14 protein-coding genes are annotated in these 14,052 nt (G+C 61.8%); 8 read left to right on the top strand and 6 right to left on the bottom strand.

The features are described from left to right. Positions 1–378: 378 nt before the first annotated feature. The 3 genes from EPB08_RS05585 to EPB08_RS21245 all read left to right on the top strand — a co-directional run bounded on the left by EPB08_RS05585 (position 379) and on the right by EPB08_RS21245 (position 1,241). Positions 379–588: a hypothetical protein gene (locus EPB08_RS05585; RefSeq protein WP_130618094.1), complete on the top strand. Its 210-nt coding sequence runs from the start codon at positions 379–381 to the stop codon at positions 586–588. Positions 589–682: 94 nt separating this feature from the next. After that, positions 683–1,060: a hypothetical protein gene (locus tag EPB08_RS05580; protein ID WP_205746316.1), complete on the top strand. Its 378-nt coding sequence runs from the start codon at positions 683–685 to the stop codon at positions 1,058–1,060. A gap of 25 nt (positions 1,061–1,085) precedes the next feature. Continuing rightward, positions 1,086–1,241, top strand: coding sequence for a porin (locus EPB08_RS21245; protein WP_229238233.1), 156 nt, complete (start codon positions 1,086–1,088; stop codon positions 1,239–1,241). A 118-nt stretch (positions 1,242–1,359) separates the two neighbouring features. Here EPB08_RS21245 and EPB08_RS05570 read toward each other — a convergent pair whose 3' ends face one another. From EPB08_RS05570 to EPB08_RS05555, 4 genes are all read right to left on the bottom strand, one after another. Beyond that, on the bottom strand, positions 1,360–1,752 hold the full coding sequence (locus EPB08_RS05570; RefSeq protein ID WP_130618092.1) for a hypothetical protein: 393 nt from the start codon (positions 1,750–1,752) through the stop codon (positions 1,360–1,362). Between the two features lie 627 nt (positions 1,753–2,379). Beyond that, the gene (locus EPB08_RS05565; RefSeq protein ID WP_130618091.1) at positions 2,380–2,898 is read right to left on the bottom strand and encodes a hypothetical protein; all 519 of its coding nucleotides are present in this window, start codon (positions 2,896–2,898) and stop codon (positions 2,380–2,382) included. 178 nt (positions 2,899–3,076) lie between these two features. Continuing rightward, entirely contained in the window at positions 3,077–3,556 is a 480-nt protein-coding gene (locus tag EPB08_RS05560) for an SgcJ/EcaC family oxidoreductase (protein ID WP_130618090.1), read from the bottom strand. Positions 3,557–3,740: 184 nt separating this feature from the next. Beyond that, positions 3,741–4,322 carry a DUF998 domain-containing protein gene (locus tag EPB08_RS05555; RefSeq protein ID WP_130618089.1) on the bottom strand — a complete coding sequence of 194 codons (582 nt, stop codon included), beginning with the start codon at positions 4,320–4,322 and terminating at the stop codon, positions 3,741–3,743. 378 nt (positions 4,323–4,700) lie between these two features. Here EPB08_RS05555 and EPB08_RS05550 point away from each other — a divergent pair, with 378 nt between their 5' ends. From EPB08_RS05550 to EPB08_RS05535, 4 genes are all read left to right on the top strand, one after another. Then, the gene (locus tag EPB08_RS05550) at positions 4,701–5,027 is read left to right on the top strand and encodes a nucleoside triphosphate pyrophosphohydrolase family protein (RefSeq protein ID WP_130618088.1); all 327 of its coding nucleotides are present in this window, start codon (positions 4,701–4,703) and stop codon (positions 5,025–5,027) included. Positions 5,028–5,104: 77 nt separating this feature from the next. Then, the gene (locus tag EPB08_RS05545; protein WP_130618087.1) at positions 5,105–5,446 is read left to right on the top strand and encodes an antibiotic biosynthesis monooxygenase family protein; all 342 of its coding nucleotides are present in this window, start codon (positions 5,105–5,107) and stop codon (positions 5,444–5,446) included. A gap of 415 nt (positions 5,447–5,861) precedes the next feature. Next, entirely contained in the window at positions 5,862–6,548 is a 687-nt protein-coding gene (locus EPB08_RS05540) for a hypothetical protein (protein ID WP_130618086.1), read from the top strand. Positions 6,549–6,877: 329 nt separating this feature from the next. Then, a complete protein-coding gene (locus EPB08_RS05535) occupies positions 6,878–7,456 on the top strand; it encodes a methyltransferase family protein (RefSeq protein ID WP_130618085.1) in 579 nt (192 codons plus the stop codon). 190 nt (positions 7,457–7,646) lie between these two features. On the opposite strand, the gene EPB08_RS05530 is transcribed toward EPB08_RS05535, so the two are convergent. Both EPB08_RS05530 and EPB08_RS05525 read right to left on the bottom strand, forming a co-directional pair. Continuing rightward, entirely contained in the window at positions 7,647–9,221 is a 1,575-nt protein-coding gene (locus EPB08_RS05530) for a M56 family metallopeptidase (RefSeq protein ID WP_130618084.1), read from the bottom strand. Continuing rightward, the gene (locus EPB08_RS05525; protein WP_130618083.1) at positions 9,221–9,595 is read right to left on the bottom strand and encodes a BlaI/MecI/CopY family transcriptional regulator; all 375 of its coding nucleotides are present in this window, start codon (positions 9,593–9,595) and stop codon (positions 9,221–9,223) included. The genes EPB08_RS05530 and EPB08_RS05525 overlap by 1 nt, the downstream gene beginning before the upstream one ends. 508 nt (positions 9,596–10,103) lie before the next feature. On the opposite strand from EPB08_RS05525, the gene EPB08_RS05520 reads away from it, so the two are divergent. After that, positions 10,104–13,418 carry an autotransporter outer membrane beta-barrel domain-containing protein gene (locus tag EPB08_RS05520; protein ID WP_130618082.1) on the top strand — a complete coding sequence of 1,105 codons (3,315 nt, stop codon included), beginning with the start codon at positions 10,104–10,106 and terminating at the stop codon, positions 13,416–13,418. Positions 13,419–14,052: the final 634 nt, after the last annotated feature.

Below are 14,052 nucleotides of genomic sequence, written 5' to 3'. Positions count from 1 at the left end.
TTACGTAGTTTTACGCAACCGGCACCCCGTAGATTTCCCGTCGCGCCCGGCTGAGGTCGGCGCGCATGCTTTCCCTGCGTGCCACGCAAACGTGCTGACGACCAGGGCGCCAAGAGGCAACGCGGGTGGCGGGCCGTCGTTGCATGTCATTCCGATGGATGGCGGATACGCGCAAGGCGAGGACGGTGTCGTTGCACGGTGCTGGCTGGCCTTTCAGGTGCGAGATGCCGAGCCGGATGTTGTTCACATGCTCAGGGGGCATCAGGCCATGCAAAGAGGCCGAAGGTAGGCGTAGAGGGTGCGATGGAGACAGAGCCATGCACGAGCGGGCAGGTCCGTGAGGTGTTGAGAGAAATGGCTAAAAGGAAGACGGCCACCATGGACGAGTTGGAACAGGTGCAGCAAGGGTCGATGTGGTTGACGCTGCACATACAGCGTTACGGTCTCGGCGCTGATATGCCCGATGTTGTGTGGCAGTTTCTCTCGGATGCCGACATTCGCCACAAGTCGCCCGCTTACGGAGAATTCCAGGTGTCGCGCCTCCTCACTGCCTTGGCAGAGTGGGAGGTTCAGGACCAGCGCTCATAGGGCAGTGGCTTGCGACCAGTGGCGGCTTGAAGAGTGGCCGTCACTTGCGACGTAGATGATCGGGCAGGGGTGTTGTCGTAGGCGGGTAACTGAAATGGCTACACACGCGGTGCCAGATTTTGTTGCCGAGATCTGTCTCCTTCCGGGAGAACTCGGCGACTTCCACAGCCACCTCTCCGGCGGTGAGTGGCAGACTGTCTTGGAGATCAACCACGAGTTCTGGTCGGCGACCATGCATTTCGATGGCGAGCACTTGCCGGGCGAGCTGTTCGAAGCCGAGGTCTGGTTGCTGCTGGCTGACGTGGCGCTTCCGATGTTCGGGCAGGGGGCGAGCTTTGCCATCTGGGAGGATGGGTCGCACGCTTTTGGCAGCGTGAAGCGGCTGACTCATGGTTCGGACCTGGAATCTCCCATTGCCCAGAGAGAGGTGTCAGTCGGCGCGGGTGTCATGCGGGCAGGGGCGGGCGCATGACGAGCCACCCGACTGCAACACCATCATGGGCGGCAAGGAGCACGACTGGACGCTGGGAGCCAACGGGTACCCCGGCGAGCATCTGAAGATGCAGGCGAACTGCATCTGGGCCTTCAGCGACCGCGGCAAACTGCAGGTGAATCCGCGCATCTTTGAAGTGCGGGCGCAGGTGTCGTTCTAAGGGCCTGGTGCATCGGGCGGCGCCCCGGCAAGCACTTTGGTCGGAGTGGGACTTCAGCGAACTGGACTCTGACGCCGCTGAAATGGAACCCCGACTCCTGTTCCGATCTTTGCGCGCATCAGAGCCGAACCCGTGTCGCCACGCGCGTGATCACCAGCCACGCGAACAGTGCGACGCCGATACCGGTGACGAGCGAACCGATGCCCAGCACCGGATCAAGCCTGGGCACGCCTTTGAGCTGCGCGGCGAGCGCGATCAGCATCGCCGGCAGGCCGATGTTGTATAGCCAGAACTGGCAGCGGGCGAGGCGCCCCTCGGTAATGGCGGGATAGGCCAGGCCGATCAGGCCGAACAACGACATCGACACCCAGCCGAGCAGATTGAGGTGGGCATGCACGGCCATCAGCGAGTGATCGCCCGAGCCGCCCATGACAATGCCCAGTGTCACGGCGATGGCAAAGTAGACGACGGCCACGCGGAACCACGTGCGGCTGTGCGGGTTATCGGTCATGACGTTCTCCTCATTTGTAAGGGTTTGTCAGGGGCACGGGATAGCCGTGATGTTCCAGTCTTGTTCGCTATCACCCGCGCTATCGCCGGGTATTCGTCAATCAGGGCGGCACGCCTTTTTGGTGATGCGCCAGCCGAGCGTCACCCATGGCTCAATGAGTGGCGTGCTGCGTCTCTCTGCCTCGCTGCGCCCGATCCTCGGCATGGGCGTGAGCATCGCCCATGCGTCGAGTGCGGACTGCACGACACCATTCCCCGTTTCGCTGCCCCCGATGCTGGCCTGACATTCCCTGTGCTCGCGCAGCATGCAACGCCGCGTTAGCCGACCATGGCCCACGGTAAGCGTCTATTGACCGGATGGCCGAGGCTGCATGGTCGTTATGTGGACGAGGACGTCAGCTGCCTGGGAGGCAACTGCCTTGGCATGTGGGGTGTATCAAACCTGCTGAACGTCGCCGGAGATGTGCGGATAAGCGAAGTCGGGCGCACCTTCCATCGGCGAAGTACTGGCACGCTGATGAGGTGGCCGAGTGGTGGCGCGCGATACGCAGATGTCCAACTTGCGTATAGCGATGCGAAGGCAGGGCAGGCCTTTGCAGGTGCCCTGCGCTGCAAGCGTGCCAGCGCGTCAGCGAACGCGCGTATACGTCACCTGCAGTTTGTCATTCGGGGTGCCCGTGACAAATGAGTCGCCGTAGAAGGTGACGACCACTTCTTCCGTCTGCGTCATGCCCTTCACCTGCTTCGCGACGACGTTATGCGTGATGACCGTGTTGCCTTCGACCTCATAGGTTCCGCCGGAAGCGATGAAGGGAGCCCATTCGTCATACTTGGCGATCTTTTCGGCGTCGGTCGGGTGCTCCGGGTCTTTGGGTGCCGGTGCCTGTTTGCGTGGCCCGTTGCTGTTGTCCCTGATGACGCTGTAATAGCCCTTGTAGAGCAGCGCGATGCTCGGCTGCGGATGAGTATCCGTGCCTGCGTCAGTTCCCGTCCTGACGATTCTCGTCACCATCCAGACGCCCTCGAGAGACTGCGCGCTCATTGCGTTCTGCGCACCTACGGTCGACCCGGAGGCAACGAAAGCGAAGGCTGCCAAAAGAGGCAGTGATAGCGAACGCACCCATAAGGCGGGCTGTGCAGTTTTCATGGCATTACCCCCTGGCGATTGGACCGACCCAGGCCTCGTCTGGCGGCGGGCCCTGCGCCGGTCCAGCGATGCCGCCGGCAGGAATCGACTGTCGTCGGTTAATCACCGTAACTCCTCCACTCAAAAGCGGCCGAACCACCCAGCAAGTGGCGCGTGCTGGCTTTTTGAAGAAGCGTATTCATTGAACTATGTCCGTGTTCTGGGCAACGGCGATCATCCATCTCGGGCCGGAGCGCACAAGAACGTTGGTAAGGATGCCGGACCGGCCGGGTACGGGCTCGCCTTTCATCGTGGTTTGGCCTGCAAGGTGCCAGGTGGATCTGGTCACGATGACATCCGGGCTAAGTTGCCTGATGGTCGTGTCGTCAACGGTCAGGTGGCTCTGCTTGAATATGGTTGTGTGCACGAAGGTGTGGGCCTCCTTGATGGCCGAGCGGCTACGCCAACGCGTTCCTTCGATGTTGACGAAGTCGGCATCTTCGGCAAACAGGTTGGCGAAGGCATCCATATCGTGCGTGTTCCAGGCGCGCTCCATGGCGGCGATGGTCGAACGTGCCGCCTCCGCATCCTGGCTATTCTCTGCATGGCAGATTGGCGCGCCGAGCGTAGTGATCGCCGCCAATAGCAGGGTAAATACGTGACGCAATGACATGTTCATTTGCAAATCCTTATGGTTTTGCTTGGGCTTTTGGCCAAAGTTAGTTGAGCCCAGCGGTGCGTGCCGCAACGAATCATGCCTCCCATGGCCCGCGCCGGCTGAGCGTTCCTGGTCAGGCGCCGTCGATGTGAGATGACGTGGCTGGGAGGGCCATCTGGCGAAGACGTGTCGCGATGAAGAACAGCTAGAACATCATGATGACGACAAACAGTCGATTGGCGAGTCCGTAGGGCATGCCTGGGTGCAATGTCTTGAACTGCAAAAACAGCGCGAGGATCAGTAGCAGCGCGAAGCCGACGCAACCCGACCGATGGGTTCGCCAGCGAGAGTTGTGCAACGAAACTACGGCTATTGTCACTGCGGCAAGTACAAGACTTGCCACGTTGACGTAGAAGCTCATGGCATGGATGTTGCCGGATGTTGTCGATGGCGCTCCTGGCAGGTCGGTTGGAAATACCGCAGTGATTGCGGATCCCATTGCCGTGATCGCAAACAGCGCTGTTACAAGCCAGGTCGCCATCGAGCCAGGGACGCTGCCCGCAAAGGCCACGCTGAGCATCAAACTCCCAAGGCTTATGCAGGCAAAGGCGGCTGTCATGACGCTGCCCCATCGGCCGACTGCGTAGTCGCTAATCATGTGGGTCGAAGGCGCGTAGTCGGGACGCAATAGATGCATGACCGCCAGGCCGAATGTAAAGACGGCGAAACAGGCGATGGCGGCATTCGCGAACAGCGGGGCGTGTGGGCCAGTTGTGGAGGGGTGCATGAACACTCCTTGGCGAATCGGTCAAGGCGGGCCCTGTGGTGAGAATGGTGCATTTCGAGCGTGATACTACGGCCCAGGTTCGGCGGGGCTATCGACTATGATTGCTATGCACATTGGCATATCGATGGGCAATGAAGGCGCGCTATCCAGTTCGGGTCGGTCGCTATGTCCTGGCGGGAGAGGGCGTTCACATAGTCAAGCCCCATGGGATCGTTCTCCGGCAGGTAGCGGCTATGCTGCAAGCCCAAGGCGTAGCCAACGACGTGCGTGGCCGCGGCATTCGTGAGGTCGCGGCCAGGCTGCTCGACCAGTTTGATTCCGTGTGCCCGGGAGCCTCATCGTCACCGCGCCGTATAACCCGTGTCAGGTGCCCACAACATGAAGTTCAGCGATATCGAAAAATCAGCCCTGCAGCTAAACGATCTCTACGAACAGCTTGAGATCAAGCGATGGGGACGTGTTTGGAGCACGGGAGAGCTTGCGCTTGGTTTCGTGGGTGACGTCGGCGATCTGGCGAAGCTGATCCAGGCAAACGCGGGTATCCGGAATATGGATGACTGCAAAGCCAAGCTTGGCCATGAATTGTCGGACTGCTTGTGGTCGATCATCGTGCTTGCCAACAAGTGCGGCATCGATCTGGAAGCGGAGTTCGTCAAGAACACCAGGGAGTTGAGCGAACATGTATCCAGCGAGCTGGGCACATGACATGCCGTGATCCAGGGACGACTATGGACTTCCGATGGTCCGCTCGGTAACGGACATGGGCAATGGAGAGGCAAGCAATGAGCGATTCCATCCCCGGCTTTGCTGCAATCTATCGGTGGCGGGTGCGTCCGGGCATGGAGGCTCAGTTCGTCGAGGCTTGGACGCGTATCTCCGAGCTTTATCTGGATCGGCACGGATCGCTTGGTTCACGGCTGCATCGTGGTCCGGACGACATCTGGTACAGCTACGCACAGTGGCCGGATGAGGCCGCGCGGGTGAGGGCGTTCTCGGCGGATTCGCTCGACAAGGAAGCCGGGGAGCTGATGCGAGAGGCCATTGCCGAATCTCTCCCGGAGATAGTTCTGGAGCCGGTGGTTGATTTGATGGTGCCGACCCGCGGCGCGAAGTCCGAAAGTTAACCATTCGGGCCACTGTAAAAGTCTGCTTTCGACCTCTGGCGCACTGAGCCGTCCAAGGTCTTCTCATCGAAAGGGTGGTTGTCGCATGGACACATCAACTCGAGCGGGAAAGGGCCTCTGGGTGTTTTTGGCGAGGCTTGCTCGTGCCGTGCGTTGGTTATTCCTGGTGGCGTTGGACCTGGTCTCGTTGGCCATTGCCCTTGCGATACTGTTTTCACTCCGGCTTACCTGGTAGCCGTTGATAGTGATGCGCTTCCCACGCATGAGCGAAACCTGCCCGTGGTTTCCATGGCGAGGGCCCGTCGCTTTTCGCGCATAAGAACTTTGGCCGGACGCCAAGGTCTCCTAGCTGCAGCTGATCGCCCAAAGACGGTCAGTCCGGGCGGGGTGAAAGCGTCATGGGGAGAGGGAAGGGATGGAACCCGCATACCGTCGTGTGTCTGCTCGCCGAATCCTGGCTTTGGCCGTGGCCATGGGATGCCATGGCGTTGTGCTGGTGGTGCTGCTGATGCCCGCCTCACCTGACGACCCACCGCGCGTCATCGCGCAGATGCACGACGCGCAGATCAAGGTGCGTTGGATTCCATCACGATCACGCGCCGCCGCGGCACCGGCGACGGTGCCATCGGCGGCACCCACCCCGATCTCCCGCGCGAGACCTTCGTCATCGCACGCGACCGAGTCGAAGGCGGCACGGCCCACGACACCCGGCACCGCACCCGATGTCCCGTCCCGGCTGGTGTTGCCGAACCCACTGGCGCTGCCCGTGCAGCCCGCTGGAGCTTCGAGCACCACGGCCGATGCCGGATTCCACAACCGCGTACACGACGCCCAGCACTCGCGGGACGTCCGAGGGATACCCGGGTCGGATCGGCGCATCGTTCCCGGCATCGTGCTGATCGACCCTCGGAAGCAGGGCGTCGGATCGGTGTTGCGCAACGTGCAGCGCCTTTTCGGTATCACCCAGCACGCCTGCATGGATGTCGACGCCCTGCACCAGCTCTCGCCGGAGGAGTTGGCCGCGCGCCACCTGACGCAGGAGGACCTCGACAAGCAGGCCGAGAAGTACCAGTGCAACGAGCCGCTGGGGCAGCACTTCTAGTCCTGCCGGCAGGGGCCTGGGCTGCTTATCCGGCCACGATGTCGTATGCCTCGACGCAAAGCCGGCTCCGTGGAAAGGTCGGCTTCGGCCACTCAGTACGCTGTTTGATGTCGCTGGCATGGCGGTCGCGGTCGCCGGGATTGCACCTGTGCATCCGGAGCCAGTGCTTAGGGCCACCGCTTGTCCCTGGTTGCCCACTTTTCGTCCCCGCATCGCGTCAATCCGACCCAATCCATCTGGTCCGGTCGCCGCTGGCCGGCGAATATCGGGGTCCGCGCTGACGTGCAGCAAAGTCGGCCAGCAAACGTGACTCCACCGAAAGGAAGCGCATGGACCCCCGATTTGGCCCCGCCTTGAACTTGGCCTGGTTGACCGTTCTTGTTTACTGGCTCTGGAGCGCTCGTCGCGTAAAGGCGCCGGTACAAAGCGAATCCTTGGCCAAGCGCTTCGTTGCTTATTGGCTGCCGTTGATCCTGGCTTTCTTGCTGCTGGGGCCAGGGGAATGGTTTGCCGGTTGCCCGCTCAGGGAGCAGTTCGTGCCGCACTCCATCGCCTTCCAGTCAGCGGGGATTTTCCTGTGCTTTGCGGGTGCCGCCATCGCGTGCTGGTCGCGGCATGTTCTTGGAGGGAACTGGAGCGCCACCGTTCAATTGAAGAGCGACCACCGGTTGATTACGCGTGGGCCCTACGGCCTGATTCGGCACCCCATCTACACCGGGTTCCTGCTGCTGTTCCTTGGCAATGCCGTGCTGGTGGGCGACTGGCGCGGACTCGTGGCGGTTGCCATCGTGTTTTTGTCGTTCTGGCGGAAGCTTCGTCTCGAAGAACGCTGGCTGTCCGAACTTTTTGGCGACGCATACCGCCAATACGCAGCCCGGACCAGCGCGCTCATACCTGGGTTGCTTTAGCTTCACGCCAGCCACGGTCTGCTTCGGACCACAAAAGCAGCCATGGCGGCCAGTCGCTTATCCCTGAGCATCGCCGGCAAAGGGCAGGGAACTCTTTCCTGGAGCAGGAATGTCCGCAGCTGAAGCGGACATTCCACTGGGAGGCCGCCGTGTCAGGGCGTTGGCCGATCCCTCGCCGCAACAAGTTCGCTCAACCGTTCACCGGGTGCCGATACGCACTGACGATCAAGCCGCTGCTGTCGAGAAGCAGGTAGATCGTTTCCGCGCCGTTGCTGCGCTCGACAACATAGCGGTCCCAACCGAAGTCGGTAACGCCGCCGAACTTGTAGGAAGTGACGGGGCCGAGGCCGGCCAGGTACTTTTCACGTCCTGCCTTTTGCTCCTGCCGCACCCTTGCAAGTTCCGGGCTGATGCCGGCGCTGCCGTCAGGGTCGCTCAGCAGAAGCTGAAGCGCCTTCTCGCTGCCGGGGAAAGGCTTCTGGTCGGCAATCCTCTTGGCCAGGGCCTTGTTGATCTGGTCCACTGCCGCCTCGTTCACGCGGGCGGCATTGACGGCAACGTGTCCTTTGATACTGCCCGTCAGTGCTTTCGTGTTGCCCTGCACGTCCTGGATGAAGTCGACCGTGGCATCCATGCCTGGCACGAAGAATTGGGTGTTGTTGCGAGGGTAGAGGTCCATGGGCCCCTTGAACGCGACCTGTCCGCTGAGGCGGAGCACAAGATGGTTGTCACTGCGCGTAACCGTGATGGCAGACAGATCGCTGACCTTGTAGTAACCCACGTACTTATTCAGCACATCCGGGCTGAGTGTCACCGCGTTATCGGTGGCCTTGGTGTTTGTGTCCGGTGGTGTGACCTGGGCAGCAACCGCCGCTACGCCTAGCGAAAAACAAGCGAGGCCGATGGCTGTTGCACGCGCCCACTTCTTTGGTTTCAGGAGCATGAGCTTGATCCTCTGTTCAAGGAACGACACGGATTCCGACATGCCAGCGGCGACGCCGATGGTCGTCGAGCGGTACTGCCCAACTTCAATTAAGGTTTCGCAGTATTCGTGCAGATCGCCGCCGCTCTGAAGAACACGGGCATCGCAATCCACTTCCACCGCGCGCCGCAGCCGGTGGAATTGCCACCACAGCGCGATATTCCACGGGAAGAGCACGACGAGTGCGAGCACGAGTGCAAGCAGTTGCGGATCACGCGCTCGAAGATGCGAGCTTTCATGCGCAATGACATGCTTTTGCTGGGCCTTGGGAGCCTCGGCAAGCCAGCCCGGCACGACAATGTGGGGCTGCAGGATGCCGATGACAGCCGGGCCGATCTTGGGCGAAAAGAGCACCTTGGTCCCGCAGAGATGTCCTTCTTTCCAGCTTCGCTTCTGTCGGTGCAACGAAGCTGTGGCGAAGGCGAAGACGCCAAGCAATAGCGCGGAAAGGGCCAGCCATAAACCGCCTACGGCCGTGTTCACCCTGTGTGCCGTTGTCGCATGCTGTTCAGTGACGACCCAGTCGAACATGCCAGCAGGCATGGGTATCGACGTTGTTCCGCGCAGCACAAGCGTGGTCGCCGGGGCGTTGGCGTGGAAGGTCAGCGGAATCCGGATCGAGGCAAAAGCGATCATCACGGGCAGGAGCAGGGAGAGGAGCATGGTGCTCAACCAGATGCCGCGCGTTGCCACCTGGCGTTGCTTCGCCGCGTGCTCACCGATCAGTGCGGCCATGCTGAGAAGCACGGCAACCAGTGTCGCGTAGGTCATCCAGGGGAGCATCAGGGCTTCTCCTTGTCCAGCCGCTCGGCCAGCAGCTTTCGCATGCGCGCCATCTGTTCGGGGCTGAGCTTCTGGTCGGACACCAGATGTGTCAGCAGCAGTTCGGTGGACCCACTGAAGAATTTCTCGGTCAGGTGCTGAAGCGCGCTCTTCTGTGCCGTCTGCTGCTTGATGCTGGCGAAGTAGCGATGCCCCCGGCCTTCCTCGTCGTGATTGACGTACCCCTTGGCTTCAAGGGTGCGGAGCACCGTGAGCACGGTCGTATAGGCCAGGTCATCCTTCAGGCGCTCGCGGACTTCGGCCACCAGCGATGGACCGTTGTCCCACAGCACTTGAATGACGTCCGCCTCCCGGTCCGTCAACGAGATCTTCATGGGCATGCCTGCTCATCTACTAGTCTTATAGTTAATAAAACTCACGCGGGCCATGCTTGTCAACTATATCTTTAGTAGATGGTTTGGCGATGAGGGTTGGGGGCAGGGCCTCGCCGCGGCGCTGGAGCACAGCAAGCATCATCAGCGATGCAGCAACGCGCGGGCGTTGGTCGCAGGGTTCATCCTAAGTCGGTCAGTGGTGGCGCGTAGAAGCCAGGGTGGCCACGGCAATGACCGTCCATTGAATCGACTGCAATGCTTGCCCCTGCGGGTATCTATCTGCCCGACCGATGCCTTCACTGAGAGACTGCCCACGTAGTCGTGGGTTTGACAGCTTTCATCTCACGCCGGGTGATCCATCGCCGCGTTGCCGCTTGCACGGTACGCACGGCGCGACATTTCGCCCCGGTCTTAACCATTTGTTATCGATCGAACAGAAGCGGGCGGGAAGGTCATCGATGCTGGGGACGAAAAGAATCGTCTATCTAAGTATCAGTAGAGCCTCACCATGTCCCCATCCATCGTTCGCCCCTCCATTCGACGCGCCAGCCTGACCCTGGCGATTTCCGCCTGTCTCGGCATCACGGGTTACGCGCATGCCGCATCCCCGGCCGTGATCTACCAGGACAATCTGTCGGGCAGCGCCAACTACGGTGTTCCCGGCAACAACGTCCTGGTCTTTGGCACGGATAACACGGACACCAGTTTCGCTGGCGTCATCAACAATGCCGGTAGCGCCAGCGATTCGAATGCCAATCAAGGAGCTGTGGTGAAGACCGGAACCGGTACGGTCACCATTGACGGCGCGACTTTCAATGGCGGCTCGACCTATGTAACCGGTGGCGGATTCGCGGTCACTTCCGGCACGGCGTCCATCGATTATCTCGGCCTCGGCGAACTGGGCAATGGACTCCCAGGGTCAACCGATTCGGGCACGTTGAAGGTCAGTGGCGGAACGCTATCGCTCGGCCAGCTCCAGGTGGGCGACTTCGGCGGCACGGGCACCGTGACTCAGAGTGCAGGACAGGTGGTCTTCAATGGCGGCAGCGGTGCGCAATCGCTCAACATCGGAAACCAGGGCGGCAACGGTACCTACAATCTCAGCGGTGGCTCGGTAACGTTCGGCAGCGGACAGTCCGACTTTGTGGTGCTGGGAAGAACCTCCGGCAACTACGAGTTCGGAAGCGGTACGCTCAACCTCAGTGGTGGGTCGTTCATTCTGAATAGCGGCTCCATGTTCCTGGGATCGAACGCTGTATCGACGTGGGGCGAGGGCGGCAACGAGGGCAGCGGCACCATCAATCAGACGGGTGGCACGCTAACCGTTTTCAACAGTGCGCAGCTTTACCTCGCCGCAGTCGGTAGTGGCACCTACAATTTGTATGGTGGCACCCTGCAGATCGGCGGTTCGTCGCTTCACGGCTCTTACAACAGCTACCCGGCGTCCTATGCCTTCAACCTGGGTGGCGGCACGATCCAGGTCACGGGCTCTGCGCTGAACGCCGACGTCGATGCCACTCTGGTCGATGGCACAACGTCCAACATCGACACCAACGGCATCGGCGCAACATGGTCCGGAACGCTGTCGGGTGGCGGTGGCCTGAACAAGATGGGCGGGGGCGTGCTGACGCTCACCGGCGCCAATACCTATGCCGGCGGCACGACCGTTACGGGCGGCATGCTGCAGGTCGGTGCGGATGCGAACCTGGGTGCAGCTACCGGCGCGATCACCTTGAATGGTGGCGCGCTGGAAAACACGGCCTCGATCACGACCTCGCGAGCGATGACGATCGGCATCAACGATGGCGTTGTGCTTACCGATGACGGCACCACGTGGGCCACGTCAGCCGCGGTCACCGGCGCAGGCGAGCTAATTAAGGTCGGCAACGGCACACTGGTCCTGGCGGGTGGTTCCTCGCTCGATCAGGGCACCCTGGTCGCTGGCGGTACGCTCGTCCTGCAAGGCGGTACGCATGCCTCCCAGTCTGCACCTGTGGTGACCCTGCGCGGCACCGATCCGGTTGCGCTATCGGTGGACGGCGCTACGCTGACGAGCGGTGCAGGCGCGTTGCTCGCAGCGGACAATGCCGCCGCTGCGACGCTCACGGTGAGCAACACCTCGTTGTCCGCCGCAGGGCAGGACCTGTTCGACGCCAGGAATGGCAGCCAGGTATCCCTGGTCGCCGACAACGCCCAGTTGGCCGGCAACATCGTCTTCGCAGACAGCAGCCAAGGCAGCATCAGCCTGACGCATGGCAGCCGGTTGTCCGGCAGAATCGATCCGGCGGATATCGCCATCGATGCGGGCAGCAGCTGGAACATGACCGGCAGCTCGCAGGTCAACACGCTGACGCTGGCCGGCAATGTGGCTTTTGCAGCCCAGGCTGGCGCCTTTGCGCCGAAGACCCTGACCGTGCAGTCGCTGGTTGGGCAGGGCGGTACCGTCACGCTCAATGAAGTGCTGAGCAACGGCGCGACCGCGGGCGATGTGCTGGCGGTCAACGGCGGCAGCGTCAGCGGCCACACCAACCTCGGCATCAACAACGTGGGTGGCCTGGGCGCTGCCACCACGGGCAACGGCATCCTGGTCGTGCAGTCGTTGAATGGCGCCGACACCACGGCACAAGGCAGCAAGGACGGCTTCGCCCTGGCCGGACCGGTGCGGGCAGGTGCCTTCGACTATCACTTGCAGGCAGGCGACAGCAGCGGCCAGGGCCAGAACTGGTACCTGACCAGCACTGCACCGGCTCAGCCGGTTGCACCGAGCGATCCGGTGGCACCCGTCGCGCCGGTGGCGCCATCAGAGCCGGCAGCAGCCGTCGCGCCGATGCCACCCACGGAACCGCTGGTGGCTGTCACGCCGGCCTATCGCCCGGAGACTTCACGCCTCCCGGCAACGATGAGCATGATGAACCAGATGACCAGTCTGGCGCTGGCAACTCGCCATGACCGCGAGGGTGATGTTCCCGCGACCAGCGACGGCAATCCGTCCCCGTGGGCCCGCATGATTGTGTCCAATGTTGCTGACAGCAGCGCTGGCAATCTGTCGGCCGCCTATTCGGGCAGCATCACGGGCGTGCAGGTCGGTACGCCGGTGTGGCACGCAACGGCGCGTGACGGCTCCTCGCTCGAGGTCGGCGTATTCGGTTCGGCGCTGGATGGTCGAGGTGATGCGCAGGGCACCGTAGACGGCGTGCAGAATGCAGCGGCGGGCGCCTTGAAGACACGTGCCTATACGCTCGACGCCTATGTCACCTGGCAGGGCGCCCATGGCGCGTACGTCAACGGCCTGCTGCAGGGCGCACGCCTGCAGGATCGCACCTCGGTGATCGATGGTCGCGTCAACGGCACGAGCCTGACGGCCGCGGTAGAGGTCGGCGACGTGTTTGCAGTCAACGATCACTTCTCCATCGCCCCGCTTGCGCAGGTCAGCTATCAGTACGGCCATTTCGATGGAACCGCGCTGCCGGAAGGCACCCAGGTCGACTTCGACCACGCCTCCGGCGCCAGCGCGAAGCTGGGCGCCCGTGCCTCCTGGGATCTCACTGGCGCCAACCATGCGTTGGTCAAGCCGTTCGTCGAACTCTACCTGGTCCACCAGGCGGCGACCGATTTCACCGCGAGCTACCTCACGCCCGTCAGCCGCACTTCGCTCGACAGCCAGTTCGGCAGCAACAGCGTGGAAGTCGGTGCCGGCTTGACGGCACAGCTGAGCGACCGCTGGAGTCTGTACAGCAAGCTGGACTATGCCCGCTATGTGCCGGGCGGTGCATCCGGTGGCCATGTGGCTACGGTGGAGGCAGGAGCGCGCTTGTCGTTCTGATGAAGGTAATGAGCGGCCGACACCCGTCCAGGGTGATCGGCCGCTCGCTTGTCGCGCGACGGATGGATGTCGTGATCCTCGCGACGCGGCTCACAAGGAGGTGGGTTCGCAGCGACGTGATCGCTATATGCGAACGAAGTCCACCCGATCTGTTGCCGAAGGAGCGGACCTGTCTCGACATGTCGGCCCGACTCCACCGGAGGGTGGCAAAAAAAGCACCGTCGCCTGCCACTAACCAAGGGTGATCGAGCGAGACAGGACTGCATGCCGATGACTGTCGTTGAATGCGTTCTCGCACTTGTCGGGTTCGCGTTGCCATTGATGGCGCTGGCCTTCGCTTCCATTACGCTTCGACTGCGTGCGGTATTCAAGCTGCGCTCTATCCGGGCCTGCTGCAGCAATCCGCCGCATGTCTGGAATCGAACAGATCCCTGCCTGCGCATTCCTTAGGATTGCGCCCGCATATCGTTGGCCAGGATGCGGCGGGAGGCAGTTCCACTTGGCCTCGCGAACTGTATTGCCCCGGTCGACGACATCTGTGGTGACGTTTCAAAAGGCAAGCCGGTGAGTGCCTTCATAACCCCGGCAGCGCAGGTTTTGGCCATCCGCATTGCGGCGGTTTGAAGTTTCGTTA

This window comes from Dyella amyloliquefaciens, assembly GCF_004296575.1.
Classification (GTDB): domain Bacteria; phylum Pseudomonadota; class Gammaproteobacteria; order Xanthomonadales; family Rhodanobacteraceae; genus Dyella; species Dyella amyloliquefaciens.
This window is presented reverse-complemented; position numbering and strand designations above follow the sequence as displayed.

Coding starts and splice junctions, on each gene's coding strand:
- EPB08_RS05550 (WP_130618088.1), top strand. CDS start 4,701: ATGAAGTTCAGCGATATCGAAAAATCAGCCCTGCAGCTAAACGATCTC.
- EPB08_RS05580 (WP_205746316.1), top strand. CDS start 683: ATGGCTACACACGCGGTGCCAGATTTTGTTGCCGAGATCTGTCTCCTT.
- EPB08_RS05535 (WP_130618085.1), top strand. CDS start 6,878: ATGGACCCCCGATTTGGCCCCGCCTTGAACTTGGCCTGGTTGACCGTT.
- EPB08_RS05540 (WP_130618086.1), top strand. CDS start 5,862: ATGGAACCCGCATACCGTCGTGTGTCTGCTCGCCGAATCCTGGCTTTG.
- EPB08_RS05525 (WP_130618083.1), bottom strand. CDS start 9,595: ATGAAGATCTCGTTGACGGACCGGGAGGCGGACGTCATTCAAGTGCTG.
- EPB08_RS05555 (WP_130618089.1), bottom strand. CDS start 4,322: ATGCACCCCTCCACAACTGGCCCACACGCCCCGCTGTTCGCGAATGCC.
- EPB08_RS05565 (WP_130618091.1), bottom strand. CDS start 2,898: ATGAAAACTGCACAGCCCGCCTTATGGGTGCGTTCGCTATCACTGCCT.
- EPB08_RS05570 (WP_130618092.1), bottom strand. CDS start 1,752: ATGACCGATAACCCGCACAGCCGCACGTGGTTCCGCGTGGCCGTCGTC.
- EPB08_RS05560 (WP_130618090.1), bottom strand. CDS start 3,556: ATGAACATGTCATTGCGTCACGTATTTACCCTGCTATTGGCGGCGATC.
- EPB08_RS05545 (WP_130618087.1), top strand. CDS start 5,105: ATGAGCGATTCCATCCCCGGCTTTGCTGCAATCTATCGGTGGCGGGTG.
- EPB08_RS05530 (WP_130618084.1), bottom strand. CDS start 9,221: ATGCTCCCCTGGATGACCTACGCGACACTGGTTGCCGTGCTTCTCAGC.
- EPB08_RS05585 (WP_130618094.1), top strand. CDS start 379: ATGGACGAGTTGGAACAGGTGCAGCAAGGGTCGATGTGGTTGACGCTG.
- EPB08_RS21245 (WP_229238233.1), top strand. CDS start 1,086: ATGGGCGGCAAGGAGCACGACTGGACGCTGGGAGCCAACGGGTACCCC.
- EPB08_RS05520 (WP_130618082.1), top strand. CDS start 10,104: ATGTCCCCATCCATCGTTCGCCCCTCCATTCGACGCGCCAGCCTGACC.